This window comes from Pseudomonas sp. 58 R 3 (assembly GCF_900006605.1).
GTDB classification, from domain to species: domain Bacteria; phylum Pseudomonadota; class Gammaproteobacteria; order Pseudomonadales; family Pseudomonadaceae; genus Aquipseudomonas; species Aquipseudomonas salomonii.
In genome coordinates, this window is the sequence record NZ_CVTT01000038.1 from 511544 (window position 1) to 527503 (window position 15960).

A 15960-nucleotide genomic window follows, 5' to 3' on the forward strand; every position below is an offset into this window, starting at 1 on the left:
GCTCTGCAGGCAGTGCCGCCGCCATCGCGTCACCCTGGTCTATTAGAAGAACCGCGTAATGCTGACCTTCGCATCGCGGCCCTTGGTGTAGGCACGATCACCGCTCAAGGCCGGGCGGAAGTTGTTGTTGAAGAGGTTGTCCACGGTGAAGTTCACCTCGGTGCCTTTGAGGTAGGCCTGTTGCGGCTTCCATTTGGCGAACAGGCCTTGGGTGTTGTAGGCCTTGTTGCCGTATTGGTCGTAGAACAGGTCACCCACACTGCTGCCCGGGCCGCCGGAGTATTTGTCACTCGGCAAGCGATCGGTGGCGCCGATGAACTGGCCCATCCAGCCCACCTGGGCATCCCAGGCCGGAATATGGGTGCCTAATACCAGCACCCATTTGGTCGGTGGAATATCACGTGCCGGCACATCCGGGCCCCATGGGTTGGTGTAGGCGCCTTCGTGTTCACCCTTGGCGTAGGCGAACGACACCGAGCCGAACAGGTAGGTGGAGTTGTAGAAGGATTCGAGCTCAAAACCCTTGATGGTCAGGCCGCCGATATTGCGGTAGTTGGGCATCGCCCCCGGCGGGCACGCGTTGGCAATGGTGCCGCCGTTGACGGCCTGGTTCTGGCAACCCACGCCGGTGGCCTTGAAGATTTCGTCTTCGACTTTGTTGTGGAACAGGGTGGCGCGTACTTGCAGGTTATCGTTCCGGGCGATCAGGTTGTCGAAGCTGGTGACGCTACCCAGGGTGATCGAGGTGATGCGCTCCGGGTCGAGGTCGACGCTGGTGGCGGTGCGGCTGCCCAGGCCTTGTACTTCATATTGCTCGTCGATCACCGGCGCACGCCAGGTCTTGCTCCAGTTGGCGAACAGGCCCAGGTTCGGCGTGACGTTCCAGAACAGCGCCAGGCGCGGCGACCAGCCGGTGTAGGTGCGGTCGCTGTAGTCATGGCCGAAGGACGGATCCGGGTTGTTGTAGTACGGCGCATCGTTACCTTCGCCACGGTTACGCACATGGTCATAGCGCAGCGACGGGGTGATGGTCACGTCGCCCACGGTGACTGCGTCCTGGACGAAGAAACTGTTGGTGTCGACCTTGCCGTGGGGCATGAAGCCCGGCTGGAAGCGCCCGTAGTTGTAGCGCGCAGTGTTGTAGGTGGTGCCGGGCATCCACATCTCGGTTTCGCGGATGTGCTTGCGGATCTGCCCGCCGACGGTCAGCGCATGCTGCAAGGGGCCGGTGTCAAACAGGCTGACGTTGCGGATGTCGAGGTTCTTGTCGGTGTAGGCGGTGTCCATCTTGCGCCCGCCGGAGGCCAGTTGGAAAAACGCGGTGGCGTCGCGTTCGTCGGTCTGGTCGGTGTTGGACTGGGAATATTTGACGGTCAGGTCGATCAGCGGGTTATTCACCGGCGTGTATTCGTACTTGCCCGACCAGGTGGTGTCGGTGGTGTCACGCTGGGCTAAAAAACGCTTCAGCGCGTTTTCGTAACCGTAGCGGTCGATGTTGGCCTGAGTCGGCGGCGTCGGGTAGCTGGCGGCGGAGAACGGCGTCCAGCGGTTGCTGTGGGAGCGTGAGTAAGACAGACCAACGCTGTGCTCCTCGGTGAAGTGGGCGTTGACCTTGAACAGTTTGCCGTCCACATCCTGGGCGCTGTTGGGCAGGCGCTGAGGGTTGACCGGGTATTCGTTGTTGTCGTTGGGCAGTTTGCCGGCCACCTTCATGTCGCCGCCATCGCGCTGGGTCAGGTAGGCCAGCGCGTCGAAACGGCCGTCGTCGGTGCGGCCGTACACGGCACTGCTGTAGATCTGTTCGTGGTCGTTGCTGGAGTAGCCGTATTTGAGCATCGCGCCGCTGTTGCGACCGTCCTGCAACAGGTCCGGGGCATCCTTGGTGGTCATGTTGACCGTGCCGCCAAAGCCGCCGTTGCCGGTGAACGGCGAGTTGGGGCCTTTCTCGACCTCGATGCTCTTGATCAGCTCCGGCTCGATAAACACGGTGCCTTGCTGGTAGCGCTCAAAGCCGGTCTTGGTGGCGCCGTCGACGGTCATCGGCACGTCTTCGGCGTCGCCGAAACCACGGATATTGATGGTCTGGCCACCGGGCTTGAGCGAGCCGCCCTGGCTTACGCCGGGCAAGGTCTGCAACAGGCTGGGGATGTTGTTGGACTGGTAGCGGTCAATGTCGGCCTGGGTCATGGTCGAGCGGTTGACGGTGCTGGAATCGACTTCGTTACCGGTGCCGATCACGCTGAGGGCATCGAGCTGGATGGCGCCGCTGTGGGTGGTCTTGCCCTCGTCGGGGCGCACCACGTAGGTGTTGCCGACTTTGATCAGGGTGAACTCGCCGTTTTTCAGCAAGCTGCGAATCGCCACTTCCGGGCTGAACTCGCCGTTGAGCGCCGGCGCCTGCACATGCTTGAGCAGTGTTTCATCGAACAACAGCTGGATTTTCGCCTGCTGCGCGACAAAGCTCAGGGACGTGGCCAGCGATTGGGCGGGCAGTTGCAGCGTGAGCGACTCGGCCTGGGCGCTGAGGCTCAAGGCCATGCAGGTGGCAATAAGGGTCGGTCGAAGCAACAGGTGCGAAGCGTGGCAAGGCGCGCGAAACATGAAATCCCCCGGGGTGGCTAAATAGCCAAAAAGGTGTGCGTATCCAACACAGTCGGGAGGAAGACGGGGCAGCTGCAAAAAACCACACATGCGAATGCAAAATATTCTCAAGTGTGATTTGTGCAGGCCTTACTTGAGCGGTTCGATGCGGACGATGCCATCGGCCGAGGCCACGGTTTTAACCGGCAGCAGGGCGGGCAGGGCGTTGAGCAGGGCGTCCGGGTCATTCACATCCAGATTGCCCGAGACCTTCAGTTGCGCCACGGCTTTGTTGACCTGCAAGGGCGCTTGAGGCCGGTAGAGGCTCAGTTCATCGATCAGGCTGGCCAATTCTCGATTGCGAAACGACAGGTGCCCGCTGCGCCAATCGGCCACTTCTTCGGTGGTGAGTGTCTGCTGCTGCACGGTGCCCTTGGCGTAGTTGTACGCGGCACGTTGCTGGGCGCCGAGCACCGCCACCGGGCTTTTGGCGTCCGGCTCGAAGGCAACCTGGCCGTGGGCGACGCTGACCACCAGTTGTTGCTGGCTGCGCCGCACGTCAAACCCGGTGCCGACCACCCGCACATTCGCCTCGCCGGCTTGCACGTAGAGCGGGCGCTCTTTGTCGGCGGCAACTTCGATAAACACCTGGCCCTTGTCCAGATGCAGGATGCGTTGATACGCGCTGAAATCCACGCGCAGATGGGTGTTGGCATTCACATACAGCGTGCTGCCGTCGGGCAGGGCGAGGGTGCGCATGCCTTTGACGTGCCCGGCAATCTGGCTGTGATAGAGCTCGCGGGGCGCGCCGATAGTCGTCGTCAGCACGGCGCACACCAGCGCGGCGGCCACGGCCAGGGCCGGGCGCATTATCGAGGGTTTGCGCTGGGGCAGCGGTACGGGTTTGTTCAGTTGCTGCAACTGGGCGAGGTCGTCCCACAGCTGTTCGAATTCGGCATAGGCGCGGGCGTGGGCGGGCGTTGCCTGCCAGGCGGCAAAGGCTTTGCGCTCGGCCCGTGCGGCGCCATTGCGGTTGCGGGCAAACCAGCTGGCGGCTTGGGCATCGATGGAGTCGCTCGCCTCGATGTCCAGGGCGTCGATGTCGCTCAGGCGGTTCATTCTGGCTGCTCCGTGCCGGGTTCTGGTTGAAGGCGTCGCTTGCAATGCAGCAGGGCAAAAGCAATGTGCTTTTCTACCATGCTGGTGGAAATGCCCATGCGCTCGGCGATCTGCGCCTGGCTCAGGCCTTCGAAGCGGTGCAGCATAAGGGCTTCTCGCCTGCGGGGCGAGAGTTCGGCGAGGACTTCTTTCAACTGTTCCAGGCGTTGCAGGCGCTGCGCAGCGGCCATGGGGTCGTTTTGCGCGTCGGTGACCGGCTCCGTGTCAGCGTCGGCCGCGTCGGAATGGGCGCTCTGGCGTACCTTCTGCTTACGCCAGTGATCGCGCAGCAGGTTGCGCGCCATCTGAAACAGAAACGCCCGTGGCTGCTCGACCTTGGCGCGGTCGCGGTAGTTGAGCCATTGGGTGAAGACATCCTGGGTCATGTCTGCCGCGTCGCTGGCGTTGTCCGTGCGTTTGCGCAGGAAATGCAGGATATCTGCATAAAACCCGCGAAAGGCATCGGCCGACAACGGGTCGGGCTTGGGACGAGACATGGATATCCTTCTTGACGAAGCACGACGTAGAAAAGTCGCGAATGATATCGAGAACTATTGTCATTTGTCTCTATGTAACGGGTTTACCCAATCAAAAAAGTGGGAGCGGGCAAGCCCGCTCCCACATGGATTGTGGCTCTAGCTCAATAGTGTCTTCAGCTGTTCGATTCCTGCCTCACCCAGCGGGAATACCGGCAAGCGCGGATCGCCCACCTCAAGGCCGGTCAGCCGCAACCCGGCCTTGATCGTCGCGGGCAAACCACCTTTGAGGATGAACTCCAGCAACGGCAACTGGCGATAGAACAGCTCCCGCGCTTTATTCAGGTCATTGGCCATCACCGCGTTATACAAATCCAGGTTCAACTGCGGGATCAGGTTCGGCGCGGCCGTGCACCAACCCTTGGCACCCGCCGCGAAGGCTTCCAGCGCCAGTGGGTTGCAGCCGTTGTAGAACGGCACGTCGCTGTGACGGCGCAACTGGTGCATGCGTTGAATATCGCCGGTGCTTTCCTTGACCATGGTCACGTTCGCCACCTGCTTGACGATGCGCAGGATCAAGTCCACCGACATGTCCGTGCCACTGGTGGCCGGGTTGTTGTAAAGCATGATCGGCACGCCGATGCTGTCGCCAATTGCGGCGTAGTGGGCAAGAATTTCCGCCTCGCTGAGTTTCCAGTACGAGGCCGGCAGCACCATCACCACATCGGCACCATTGGCTTCGGCATAACGGGCGCGACGCACGGCTTTGGCGGTGGTCAGGTCAGACACGCTGACAACAGTGGGTACGCGCCTGGCGATTTTCGCAAGGCTGTAGGCGCTGACCTCATCCCACTCCGCATCGCTCAAATACGCGCCTTCGCCGGTGCTGCCCAAGGGCGCGATGGCGTGTACGCCGCTGTCGATCAGGCGGTCGATGGAGCGGCCGAGGGCGTCGAGGTCAATGCGCTGGCCGTCGGCGCTGAACGGGGTAATGGTGTAGCCGATGATGCCGTGAATAGTGGGGCTGGACATGGGAAGTCTCCGCGTGAAAAAGGGCAATCAGTTCAGGCAATCGGCGTGTTTGCGCAGGTTCTGCCGGGCGTAGTAGTTGAAGGCGGCGCCATGACGCTTGGGCTTGGAGATCCAGTCGTGGGCCTCGCGACCCAATTCCGGCAGAATCGGCTTGATGCTGCCCGCCGACATCGCCAGCAACTGCAACCTGGCCGCCCGCTCAATCAACTGCGCGATGACGCAGGCTTGCTCGATGCTTGCGCCGGTGGACAGCTGACCGTGGTGCGAAAGCAGAATCGCGCGCTTGTCGCCCAAAGCTGCTGTGATGATTTCGCCTTCTTCATTGCCCACCGGCACGCCCGGCCAGGCCTCCAGGAAGGCGCAGTCTTCGTACAGCGGGCACAGGTCCATATGCGACACCTGCAGCGGCACTTCAAGCATCGACAGCGCGGCAATATGCGTGGGGTGCGTATGGATGATGCAATTCACATCCGGCCGCCCACGGTAGACCCAGGTGTGAAAACGGTTGGCCGGGTTGGGGATGCCATGCCCTTCGAGTACTTCCAGATCTTCGTTGACCAGCAACAGATTACTGGCCGTGATTTCATCGAAACCCAGGCCCAGTTGCTGAGTGTAATAGGTGCCAGGCGTGGGCCCGCGTGCGGTGATCTGCCCGGCCAGGCCGGAGTCGTGGCCGTGTTCGAACAGGATGCGGCAAGTGAGCGCCAGCTTTTGCCGGTCGGTCCACGTATTATCCGCCAGGCTGTTTTGCATCTGGATCAGTGCTTGCTTGACCAGTTGGTCTTTGGGAAGTGCTAATGTCTTGGCCATATCGGTGTCCTTTGGGTTAGAGCAAATGACACTAAAGATGCTATATGACACTTTGTGTCATTAGCAAGCATGATTCTGCCTTTTCTGCAGGGATTAACCGCAGCACATGTCTATCCGTTTGAAATTATTGAGAAAAAAACTTGGCGTAACCCTGGAGTCCCTGGCCGAAAAATCCGGGATGACCAAGAGTTATCTGTCCAAGGTCGAGCGTGGGCTCAACACGCCGTCGATTGCCGCCGCACTGAAACTGGCCAAGGCGTTGAACGTGAAGGTCGAAGAACTGTTCAGCGAAGACAACGTCCGCCTCGACAGCTACAGCCTGGTGCGCAGCCACGAACGCCCCGACACCGCGCCGGGTTATGCGGTGCTGGCCCATCAGGTCAGCGAGCGCAGCCTGCTGCCATTCATCATCTACCCGCCGGCGGAATTCACCGACAAGACCTTCAAGGAACATCTGGGTGAGGAATTTTTATTTGTGCACGAAGGCCAGGTGGAAGTGGACTTCATGAACGAGCGGGTGATTCTGGAGCGGGGCGATGCGCTGCACTTCAATGCACAGAAACCTCACCGGATTCGTTCGGTGGGGGAGGTGCAGGCGCAGTTGTTGGTGGTGGTGCACAGCGGCGACGAGTGACCCTGATTGCTATTTGAAATGCAGCCTAAATGTGGGAGCGAGCAAGCCCGCTCCCACATTGGATCTTCTTTGTTTAGAGAATCAGCGTTCGACCGGCACGGACAACGCGGCACTACCCAACGGATGCGTACGCGCCGCAAAGAACTTCAGCTCCACGCCACTGCCCTCGAACAACTGCGAGTAACGGCGCTTCTGCTGGCGGATAAACCCGTCACTGCGCCCCGACACCGAGATTGCCAATGTCGTCAGCTTGGCCTCGCGAAGCGCATCCACCAGGTGCTGATCCTGCGGCCCCAGGTCATGACCGAAGATGCACAGCGCGCCATCATGACTCAGCAACTGCTCGTAGCAGAACGACAAGTAGTCCGAGCTGCGAATGGTCTTGAGCTTCTCCTCCACCTTGCCTTCGCTGACAAACAGCGGCACGTCGTCCAGGGTCTTGATCGTATTGTTGATCGCAAAGCTGCTGAGCAAGGTGCTGTCGGTGGTTGGCAATTTGCGCGCGGTGCCGTCGAGGTTGCGCACCAGGTGCAGGCCGCCGTGCAGGTAGAGGATGCGTGTGGCTTGGGTGCGGGTGTTGCGCAGGTCGAAGCTGGCGTCGGCGCTGCGAAACAGGTCATCGATGCCCGGCGTGTGCAGGATCGCCCAGTAGTTGAGCAGGTCGTAGTTGCTGGTGAATACCGTGGCGTAGTGCTTCAACTCAGTGTTGATCGTCGCCAGGGTTGAGGGCTGCACCAGGCGCCACGGAATGTGCACGGCGTGGATGGTGTTGATCAGCGCTTCCTTGATCGCGTAGTAGCGGTTGCGCGGCGCCGCCGAGCTGACCGCCAGCGCCTTGTTGACCCGGCTGGTGGTTTTCAATGCGCCCAGCGCTTGCTCGAAACTGCGGGTTTGCAGGGCATCGAACACGCTGAGTTCGGAGGGGCTCAGGGGCTTTTCTTCGACGGTGCGGGCGTTTTCGAACAGCGAGTCGTAGGCAAAGTCTTCCCAAATCGCACGGCTGGCGCCATTACCGATCAGAATCCCATTGAAGTCGATGGCGCTGCGCAGGGCGCTCCAGTCTTCAAGGTGGGCGTCAATATCCTGGAAATCCTTCATTGCGGCGGGTCTACTCGAAATCGGCTGGGTGGTGACTTTATCACGAGCGTGCGTTGATCCTGATCAAGATGCGCCACGCGTTATCGGTTGATTCTGTCGGCATACCGCCTCCGAGGATTGACCATGATCAGCACCTTTTTTATTCCCGCCGTCAACATCATGGGCACCGACTGCCTCGACGAAGCCATGGTAGCCATCCGCAACTACGGTTTTCGCAAGGCGCTGATCGTCACCGACGCCGGGCTGGCCAGGGCCGGCGTGGCCAGCATGATCGCCGAGAAGCTGGCGATGCAGGACATCGATTCGGTGATCTACGACGGCGCCAAACCCAACCCCAATGTGGAAAACGTCGAGAAAGGCTTGGCGATGCTGGAGGCCACGGCCTGTGATTTTGTCGTGTCCTTGGGCGGCGGCTCGCCCCATGACTGCGCCAAGGGCATCGCGTTGTGCGCCACCAATGGCGGGCATATCGGCGACTACGAAGGTGTCGACCAATCGAGCAAACCGCAATTGCCGCTGGTGGCGATCAACACCACCGCCGGCACGGCCAGCGAGATGACCCGTTTCTGCATCATCACCGATGAAACCCGCCATGTGAAAATGGCCATCGTCGACCGCAATGTCACGCCGCTGCTGTCGGTCAACGACCCGACGCTGATGGTCGGCATGCCCAAGGGGCTGACGGCGGCCACCGGCATGGACGCGCTGACCCATGCGATCGAAGCCTATGTGTCGACGGCTGCCACGCCAATCACCGACGCCTGCGCGATCAAGGCCATGGAGCTGATCAGCGCCAACCTGCGCCTGGCCGTGCGTGATGGCAGCGACAAAGCCGCGCGGGAAAACATGGCTTACGCGCAGTTCCTCGCCGGGATGGCCTTCAACAATGCGTCGCTGGGGTTTGTGCATGCCATGGCCCACCAGCTTGGCGGCCTCTACGACCTGCCCCACGGCGTGTGCAACGCGGTGTTGCTGCCCCATGTGCAAAGCTTCAACGCCAGCGTCTGCGCCAAACGCTTGAGCGACGTGGCGCGCGCCTTGGGTGCCGATATCAAGGGCATTACCCCGGAAGAGGGCGCTCAGGCGGCCATCGTCGCTATTCGCGCCTTGGCCCATGACGTTGAGATCCCGGCCGGTTTGCGCGAATTGGGCGCCAAGTTGCAGGATATTCCGCTGCTGGCCACCAATGCGTTGAAGGATGCCTGTGGTCTGACCAACCCCCGCCGGGCGGATCAGCGACAAATTGAGGAGATCTTTCGCAGCGCGTTCTAAAGGCGGCAGCCGCACGCCGCAAGCGTTAAGCTACAAGTTGAACGGTATTCAACTTGAGCATGAAGCTTGCGGCTTGCCGCTGAGGTCCCCTGATGAGAGTTCTATTATTCGGCGCCACCGGCATGGTCGGCCAAGGCGTGCTGCGTGAGTGCCTGCTGGCCGCTGACGTGCAGGAAGTGGTCGCCGTCGGCCGCACGCCGCTGACCCAGGAGCACGGCAAGCTGCACCAGGTGTTGCACAGCGACATGCTGGACTTCCAACCGCTGGAAAACCTGCTGCAAGGCTTTGACGCGTGCTTCTTCTGCCTCGGCGTATCGTCGGCGGGCATGAAGGAAGCCAAGTACACCCACCTCACCTATGACCTCACCCTGGTCGCGGCCAGCACCTTGGCGCGGCTCAATCCGCAGATGACCTTTATCTATGTGTCCGGCGCCGGCACCGACAGCTCCGAGGCGGGCAACTCGATGTGGGCGCGGGTCAAGGGCAAGACCGAAAACGCCTTGCTGCGCCTGCCGTTCAAGGCGGTGTACCTGTTTCGGCCTGGGGTGATTCAGCCGTTGCATGGCGTGCGTTCAAAGACGCCGCTGTATCAATCCTTCTATACCGTGCTCGGGCCGCTGCTGTCGTTTTTTCGCCGGATCAAACCCGACTGGGTGGTGAGCACCGAGACCGTCGGCCAGGCGATGTTGGCGGTGGCGCGTCAGGGCGCGCCGCAGGCCGTGGTGGAGCAGGCCGAGATCAATCGCCTGGCCAGCGAGACGCGCTGATGCTGCACAAAAGCCTGGTGCGTCGCCTTGACCTGATCACCCTGCAACTGTTCGTTGCGGTGTTTGAAGAAGGCACGCTGACCCGCGCTGCGGCCCGTGAGGCCATCGCCGTGTCGGCGGCCAGCAAGCGCCTGATGGAGTTGGAGCAGGTATTGGGCGTGAGCCTGTTCGTGCGGCGTGCCAAGGGCATGGACTTGACCGCCGCCGGCGAAACCTTGCTGCACCATGCGCGGCAGATGCTGTTCAACGTCGAGAAAATGGGCCTTGAACTGGGCGAGCACAGCCACGGCGTGCGTGGTTATGTGCGCATGTTGGCGAATCTGTCGGCGATTATTCAGTTTCTTCCGGAAGACCTGCGCGACTTTTCCCAGCGACACCCCGAGGTCAAGACGGATCTGGAAGAGCGCCCCAGCAACGGCGTGGTCCAGGGCGTGCTGGACGGGGTGGCGGACCTGGGCATCTGCTCCAGCGACACCGACACCAAAGGCTTGCCCAGCGTGCTGTATCGCCACGACAAACTGGTGGTGCTGATGCCGGCGGAGCATCCCTTGGCCGCACGCCACACCCTGGCGTTCGACGAAACCCTGGGCAGCGATTACGTCGGCCTGCACGCCGCCAGCTCGATCAATATGCGCACCCATGCCGCAGCGCGTGAGGCCGGCAAGATGCTGCGCCTGCGTATCCATGTGCCGGGGTTTGATGCGATGTGCCGGATGGTCCAGGCGAATATGGGCATCGGCATCCTGCCGCAAAAGGCCTATGAGCTGTTTGGTCGCGCGTTGGGGTTGCATGCGGTGCCGTTGACCGACACGTGGTCGGATCGCAGCTTGATTGTGGTGGTGCGTGATGAGGCGCAGTTGTCGCCGGTGAGCCGGTTGTTGTTTGACTACCTGCGCACGCCACTGAAGTAAGCAAACCCTGTGGCCTCATCGCGGGCAAGCCCGGCTCCCACAGTAGGAATGTGGTTCCTTGTGGGAGCCGGGCTTGCCCGCGATAGCGATCTGACTGACACCGACCCTCGGTAACCGTTCGCAATCCACGAACGCTCCTTGCCAACTGACGGTTGGATTTATCGCCCGTCTGTCCTCTAGCCTTGGCTGCACATTCCAAGAATAAGAGGACCACCCCATGACGGCGCCGTTGAGCGGTATCAAGGTGATTGAAATCGGCACGCTGATTGCCGCCCCGTTCGCCGCGCGGATGCTGGCCGAGTTCGGCGCCGAGGTGATCAAGATCGAAGCCATGGGCCAGGGCGACCCGCTTCGCAAATGGCGAAAGCTGCACGAAGGCACGTCGCTGTGGTGGTACTTGCAATCGCGTAACAAAAAGTCGCTCGCACTGGACCTCAAGTCCCCGGAGGGCCTGGGGCTGATCAAGCAACTGCTGGGCGACGCCGACGTGTTGATCGAAAACCTGCGCCCCGGCGGCCTGGAGAAACTTGGCCTGGGTTGGGACGTGTTGCATGCGTTGAACCCCAAGCTGACCTTGGTGCGCATCTCCGGCTACGGCCAGACCGGGCCTTACCGCGATCGCCCAGGATTTGGTGCCATCGGTGAGGCCATGGGCGGCATTCGCTACACCACCGGCAACCCCGACTCGCCACCGGCGCGAGTGGGCGTGAGCCTGGGTGACTCGCTCGCCTCGCTGCACGCGGTGATCGGCGCGCTGATGTCGTTGTTGCGGGTCAAGACCGGGCAGGGCGAGGGGCAGGTGGTGGATGTGTCACTGGCTGAAAGTGTGTTCAACCTGATGGAAAGCCTGGTGCCCGAATACGACATGCTCGGCCATGTGCGTGAGCGCAGTGGCGGCGCCTTGCCGGGTATCGCGCCGTCCAACACCTACCTGACCGCCGACGGCGCCTATGTGGTGATCGCCGGCAACAGCGACCCGATCTACAAGCGCCTGATGCACACCATCGGCCGTGCCGACCTGGCCGAAGCGCCGGAGTTTGCCCACAACGACGGCCGCGCCGCCAAAAGTGGCCTGCTCGACGCGGCCATCACCCACTGGACCAGCAGCCTGCCTATCGACCAGGTACTCAGCGCGCTCGAAGCCGCCGAGGTGCCGGCCGGGCGCATTTACTCGGTGGCCGATATCGTCAGCGACCCGCACTACCAGGCCCGTGACATGCTGCTTAATGCCCAGCTGCCCGGCGGCGTGTCGGTGAAGATGCCCGGCATTGTGCCCAAACTCTCCGAAACCCCCGGTGGTGTGAACTGGCAGGGCCCGAGCCTGGGCCAGCATACCGATGACATCCTCGGCAGCCTGGGCCTCACCGGTGCCGATATCCAACGCCTGAAAACCGCGGGAGTGGTGCAATGATTACTGATTATTCCGACACGCTGATCGTGCAGGAAGTGTCGCCGCGCGATGGCTTGCAGATCGAACCGACCTGGGTTGAAACCGCCGACAAGATTGCGCTGATCAACGGGCTGGCCCTGGCCGGTTTTTCGCGAATCGAGGCGGGTTCCTTTGTGTCGCCCAAAGCCATTCCCGCATTGCGTGATGGCGAGCAGGTGTTCCAGGGGATTGAGCGCCGGGCCGGTGTGATTTATGTCGCGCTGATCCCCAACCTCAAGGGCGCCCAGCGCGCCATCGAGTCGCGCGCCGATGAGCTGAACCTGGTGATGTCGGCCAGCCAGACTCACAACCTGGCCAATATGCGCATGCGTTGCGAGGCGTCGTTGGCCGCCTTTGGCGACATCGTCAGCTTTGCCGCCGACCACCCGGTGCGCCTTAACGGCAGCATCGCCACCACCTTCGGCTGCCCGTTCGAAGGCAAGATCGATGAAGACCGCGTGCTGCAAATGGTCGACGCCTATCGCGAGCTGGGCATTGCGGGCATCACGTTGGCCGACACCACCGGCATGGCCAATCCGCGTCAGGTCGAACGTTTGGTCAAGCGCGTGCTGCAACAGGTGCCGGCCAGCGATTTGACCCTGCATTTTCACAACACCCGTGGCCTGGGGTTGTGCAATGTGCTGGCCGCTTACGAGGCCGGAGCCCGGCGGTTTGACGCGGCCTTGGGTGGCCTCGGCGGTTGCCCGTTTGCGCCGGGGGCGTCGGGCAATATCTGCACCGAAGATTTGGTCAACCTGTGCGAGGAGGTCGGCATTCACACCGGCATCGACCTGCCGCACCTGTTGCAAATGTCCCGCCGCTTGCCGGCCTTGCTGGGGCATGAACTGCCCGGCCAAGTGGCCAAGGCCGGGCGCAATGGCGACCTGCACCCGCCACCGGCTTACATCGCCACGCTGTAACGCGCGACCAGACAACAAAAACAATCGGGCGCCTGTGAGCAGCCCGCTGGAGAGAAACCATGAGCACTAATACGTTAGAGGCCGGCGTGCGCCCGGCCGCTGAAATCGATGCCGAAAAAGCCCTGGTCAGCAAGGTCGCCTGGCGCCTGATGCCGCTGATCATGGTGTGCTACCTGTTCGCATTTTTTGACCGCATCAACATCAGCTTCGCCAAGTTCCAGCTGCAAACCGACCTGAGCCTGAGCGACACCGCTTATGGCCTGGGCGCCGGGTTGTTTGTGGTGGGTTACGTGCTGTTCGAAGTGCCGAGCAACATGATGCTCTACAAGGTCGGTGCCCGCCGCTGGATCGCACGCATCATGATGTCGTGGGGCCTGGCCACGGCGGCCATGGTGTTTGTCACCGCCGAATGGCAGTTCTATGGCCTGCGCTTCATCATTGGCGCCATGGAGGCGGGGTTTGCGCCGGGCGTGCTGTATTACATGACGCTGTGGTTCCCGCAGCACTTTCGTGGGCGCATCACCTCGATGCTGTTCCTGGCCTCGGCGTTCGCCGGTTTGGTCGGCGCGCCATTTTCCGGGCTGGTGCTGGAGCACCTCGACGGCGTGCTGCAAATGCGCGGCTGGCACTGGTTGTTCCTGCTCGGCGGCTTGCCCTGCATCGGCCTGGGTTTTCTGGTGCTGACCTTGCTCAAGGACCGCATTGAAGACGCGCATTGGCTGACGGCTGCCGAGAAAACCCTGCTGTCGAGCCGCATCGCCAAGCATGAGCCGAACCAGCACGGTGGCTCGCTGCTTTCGGCGATCCGCATTCCTGGGTTTTTGATGCTTGGGTTTATCTACTTTCTGATCCAGGTGGCGTCCTACGGCCTCAACTTCTGGGCGCCGCAATTGATCCGCAGTGCCGGTACCCAGAGCCCGGTGATGATCGGCCTGCTCACCGCCATTCCCTATGTGTGCGGGGCGATCAGCATGGTGGTGATCGGGCGACTGTCGGACGCCACCGGCGAGCGCCGCAAGTTTGTCTGCGGCCTGGTGGTGCTGGGCGCCATCGGCTTCTTCTGTGCCGGGATCTTTGCCGACCACACCACCTTCCTGATCATCGCCCTGGGCCTGCTGGGCGCGGGCATTATTGCTTCGATCCCGGCCTTCTGGACGCTGCCGCCCAAACTGTTGGCCGGCGCCGGTGCGGGGGCGGCCGGTGGCATTGCGGTGATCAACACCCTCGGGCAGTTCGGCGGTATCGTCAGCCCGGTGATGGTGGGGCGCATCAAGGACCTTACCGGCAGCACCACGCCGGCGCTGTATGTGATCGGCCTGTGTGCGCTGTTGGCCGCGGCGCTGCTGCTGTGGGGCTTGCCACAAAAACTGCGCACGCTCGACAAGGGCTGATCAGCCTGCCGTGGCCAGGGCGCGAGCCGGTGTGGCGCTGAACTGAATCAGTGCCACCCCGCCAATCAACAACAACGCCCCCAACACGCGGGGCGTTGTCAGTTGGCGCTCCACCAGGCCAAACAAGCCAAAGTGATCGAGCAACAGCGAAGCGAGAATCTGCCCGGCCATGGCCAGCGCAATAAACCCCGACGCGCCGAGCTTGGGCAGCAACATCAACGCCAGCGAAATAAAGCACACCCCAAACGCGCCACCGGCCCACATCCACAGCGGCGCCTGGGTGATAAAGGCCAGGCTCGGCAGCGGTAAACGCAGTGCCATAATCACCGGCAGCAACACAATAATGCTCACCAGCAGTGACGCCAGTGTGGCCCACAACGGGTGCCCCAGCCCGCGCCCGAGGCTTGCGTTGATCGCACTCTGAAACGGCACCACCGCACCGGCGATCACCGCCAGTGCCAACAAACCTGCCCAATGCAATGTCGTCATCTCAGTACTCCCAGAGGTTTTGCTGGACTCTAGGCTATTCGTCGCGCAAATTTAAATTCCAAGTTCTTATGCCGAGCATGCAGCTGATGAATGATCTGCGCCGCATCGACCTCAACCTGTTGGTGATCCTCGACGCCTTGCTCAGTGAGCAACACGTCACCCGCGCCGCCGAGCGTTTGCACCTGAGCCAGCCGGCGGTCAGCCATGCGCTGGCGCGTTTGCGTGATCTGCTCGGTGACCCGTTGCTGGTGCGCCAGGGCGGCGCTTTGGTGCCCACCGCCCGCGCGCTGGAATTGGCTGCGCCGCTGGCTGAAGCCCTGGCCCAGGTGCAGGCGCTGCTGGCGCCCAACCGGTTTGAACCAGCATCGGCCAAGCGCAGGTTTCGTGTGGCGATGTCGGATTACAGCGCGGCGATTTTCCTGCCGGGGCTGGTCCGCACCTTGCGCCGAGAAGCGCCCGGCATCGACTTGCAAATCGTCCAGGCCAGCCGCGAAGGCATGGTCGACGGCGTGCTCAATGGCGACCTCGACCTGGCTGCCGGGGTGTTCCCCGACATGCCCGCCGAACTGCGCACCACACCGTTATTCAACGAGCATTACACCTGCCTGATTGACCGCGACAGCCTGCCGCCAAACGGTGTGCTGGACCTGCCGACTTACCTGTCACGTGCGCATGTGTTGCTGGAAATGCGCGGCAGCGGCACCCCGGAGATCGAACGGGCGTTGACGGCGATTCGTGAGCGCCGGCATGTGGCGATCAGCCTGCCGCACTGGGGCGTGGCGCCGCAGTTGATCCAGGGCACAGACCTGATTTTGACGGTGTCATCCCGAGGCTTGCTCAGCATCGATCAGCAACACCTGCTGACTGTGCTGCCGCCGTTTCATATTCCTTCGTTTGCGTTTGAGCTGGCGTGGCATGCACGGCGGGGCGGGGATTCGGGGTTGCAGTGGTTGATTGGGCAGGTGCAGGGTGTATTGTCCGAAAGTCATTGAT

15 protein-coding genes are annotated in these 15960 nt (G+C 61.9%); 8 read left to right on the forward strand and 7 right to left on the reverse strand.

The window, feature by feature from the left end; translation table 11 throughout:
* Positions 1–42: 42 nt before the first annotated feature.
* From BFP92_RS08090 to BFP92_RS08110, 5 genes are all read right to left on the reverse strand, one after another.
* Positions 43–2601 (reverse strand): TonB-dependent receptor, encoded by a 2559-nt coding sequence (locus BFP92_RS08090; protein ID WP_065929067.1) that lies wholly within the window; start codon positions 2599–2601, stop codon positions 43–45.
* Between the two features lie 129 nt (positions 2602–2730).
* Positions 2731–3699 carry a FecR family protein gene (locus BFP92_RS08095; protein WP_065929068.1) on the reverse strand — a complete coding sequence of 323 codons (969 nt, stop codon included), beginning with the start codon at positions 3697–3699 and terminating at the stop codon, positions 2731–2733.
* Positions 3696–4235, reverse strand: a complete 540-nt coding sequence (locus BFP92_RS08100) for an RNA polymerase sigma factor (protein WP_065929069.1) — start codon at positions 4233–4235, stop codon at positions 3696–3698. The genes BFP92_RS08095 and BFP92_RS08100 overlap by 4 nt, the downstream gene beginning before the upstream one ends.
* 138 nt (positions 4236–4373) lie before the next feature.
* Entirely contained in the window at positions 4374–5246 is an 873-nt protein-coding gene (locus BFP92_RS08105) for a dihydrodipicolinate synthase family protein (protein ID WP_065929070.1), read from the reverse strand.
* A gap of 27 nt (positions 5247–5273) precedes the next feature.
* Complete coding sequence (locus BFP92_RS08110; protein WP_065929071.1) at positions 5274–6056, reverse strand: aldolase; 783 nt, start codon at positions 6054–6056, stop codon at positions 5274–5276.
* 106 nt (positions 6057–6162) lie between these two features.
* Between BFP92_RS08110 and BFP92_RS08115 the strand changes: the two genes are divergently transcribed.
* Positions 6163–6690 carry a helix-turn-helix domain-containing protein gene (locus tag BFP92_RS08115; protein WP_065929072.1) on the forward strand — a complete coding sequence of 176 codons (528 nt, stop codon included), beginning with the start codon at positions 6163–6165 and terminating at the stop codon, positions 6688–6690.
* An 81-nt stretch (positions 6691–6771) separates the two neighbouring features.
* Here the strand turns inward: BFP92_RS08115 and BFP92_RS08120 are convergent, their stop codons facing one another.
* Entirely contained in the window at positions 6772–7788 is a 1017-nt protein-coding gene (locus BFP92_RS08120; RefSeq protein ID WP_065929073.1) for a DUF4917 family protein, read from the reverse strand.
* A gap of 123 nt (positions 7789–7911) precedes the next feature.
* Between BFP92_RS08120 and yiaY the strand changes: the two genes are divergently transcribed.
* From yiaY to BFP92_RS08150, 6 genes are all read left to right on the forward strand, one after another.
* Positions 7912–9060: an L-threonine dehydrogenase gene (gene yiaY, locus BFP92_RS08125; protein WP_065929074.1), complete on the forward strand. Its 1149-nt coding sequence runs from the start codon at positions 7912–7914 to the stop codon at positions 9058–9060.
* A gap of 92 nt (positions 9061–9152) precedes the next feature.
* Entirely contained in the window at positions 9153–9827 is a 675-nt protein-coding gene (locus BFP92_RS08130) for an NAD(P)H-binding protein (protein ID WP_065929075.1), read from the forward strand.
* On the forward strand, positions 9827–10738 hold the full coding sequence (locus BFP92_RS08135) for a LysR family transcriptional regulator (RefSeq protein ID WP_065929076.1): 912 nt from the start codon (positions 9827–9829) through the stop codon (positions 10736–10738). Before BFP92_RS08130 ends, BFP92_RS08135 begins: the two co-directional genes overlap by 1 nt.
* A gap of 217 nt (positions 10739–10955) precedes the next feature.
* Positions 10956–12149, forward strand: a complete 1194-nt coding sequence (locus BFP92_RS08140; RefSeq protein ID WP_065929077.1) for a CaiB/BaiF CoA transferase family protein — start codon at positions 10956–10958, stop codon at positions 12147–12149.
* Entirely contained in the window at positions 12146–13087 is a 942-nt protein-coding gene (locus BFP92_RS08145) for a hydroxymethylglutaryl-CoA lyase (RefSeq protein ID WP_065929078.1), read from the forward strand. The genes BFP92_RS08140 and BFP92_RS08145 overlap by 4 nt, the downstream gene beginning before the upstream one ends.
* Before the next feature lie 59 nt (positions 13088–13146).
* Positions 13147–14478: an MFS transporter gene (locus BFP92_RS08150; protein WP_065929079.1), complete on the forward strand. Its 1332-nt coding sequence runs from the start codon at positions 13147–13149 to the stop codon at positions 14476–14478.
* Here BFP92_RS08150 and BFP92_RS08155 read toward each other — a convergent pair whose 3' ends face one another.
* Positions 14479–14967: a DMT family transporter gene (locus tag BFP92_RS08155; protein WP_065929080.1), complete on the reverse strand. Its 489-nt coding sequence runs from the start codon at positions 14965–14967 to the stop codon at positions 14479–14481.
* Between the two features lie 68 nt (positions 14968–15035).
* Here BFP92_RS08155 and BFP92_RS08160 point away from each other — a divergent pair, with 68 nt between their 5' ends.
* The gene (locus tag BFP92_RS08160; protein ID WP_065929081.1) at positions 15036–15959 is read left to right on the forward strand and encodes a LysR family transcriptional regulator; all 924 of its coding nucleotides are present in this window, start codon (positions 15036–15038) and stop codon (positions 15957–15959) included.
* Position 15960: the final 1 nt, after the last annotated feature.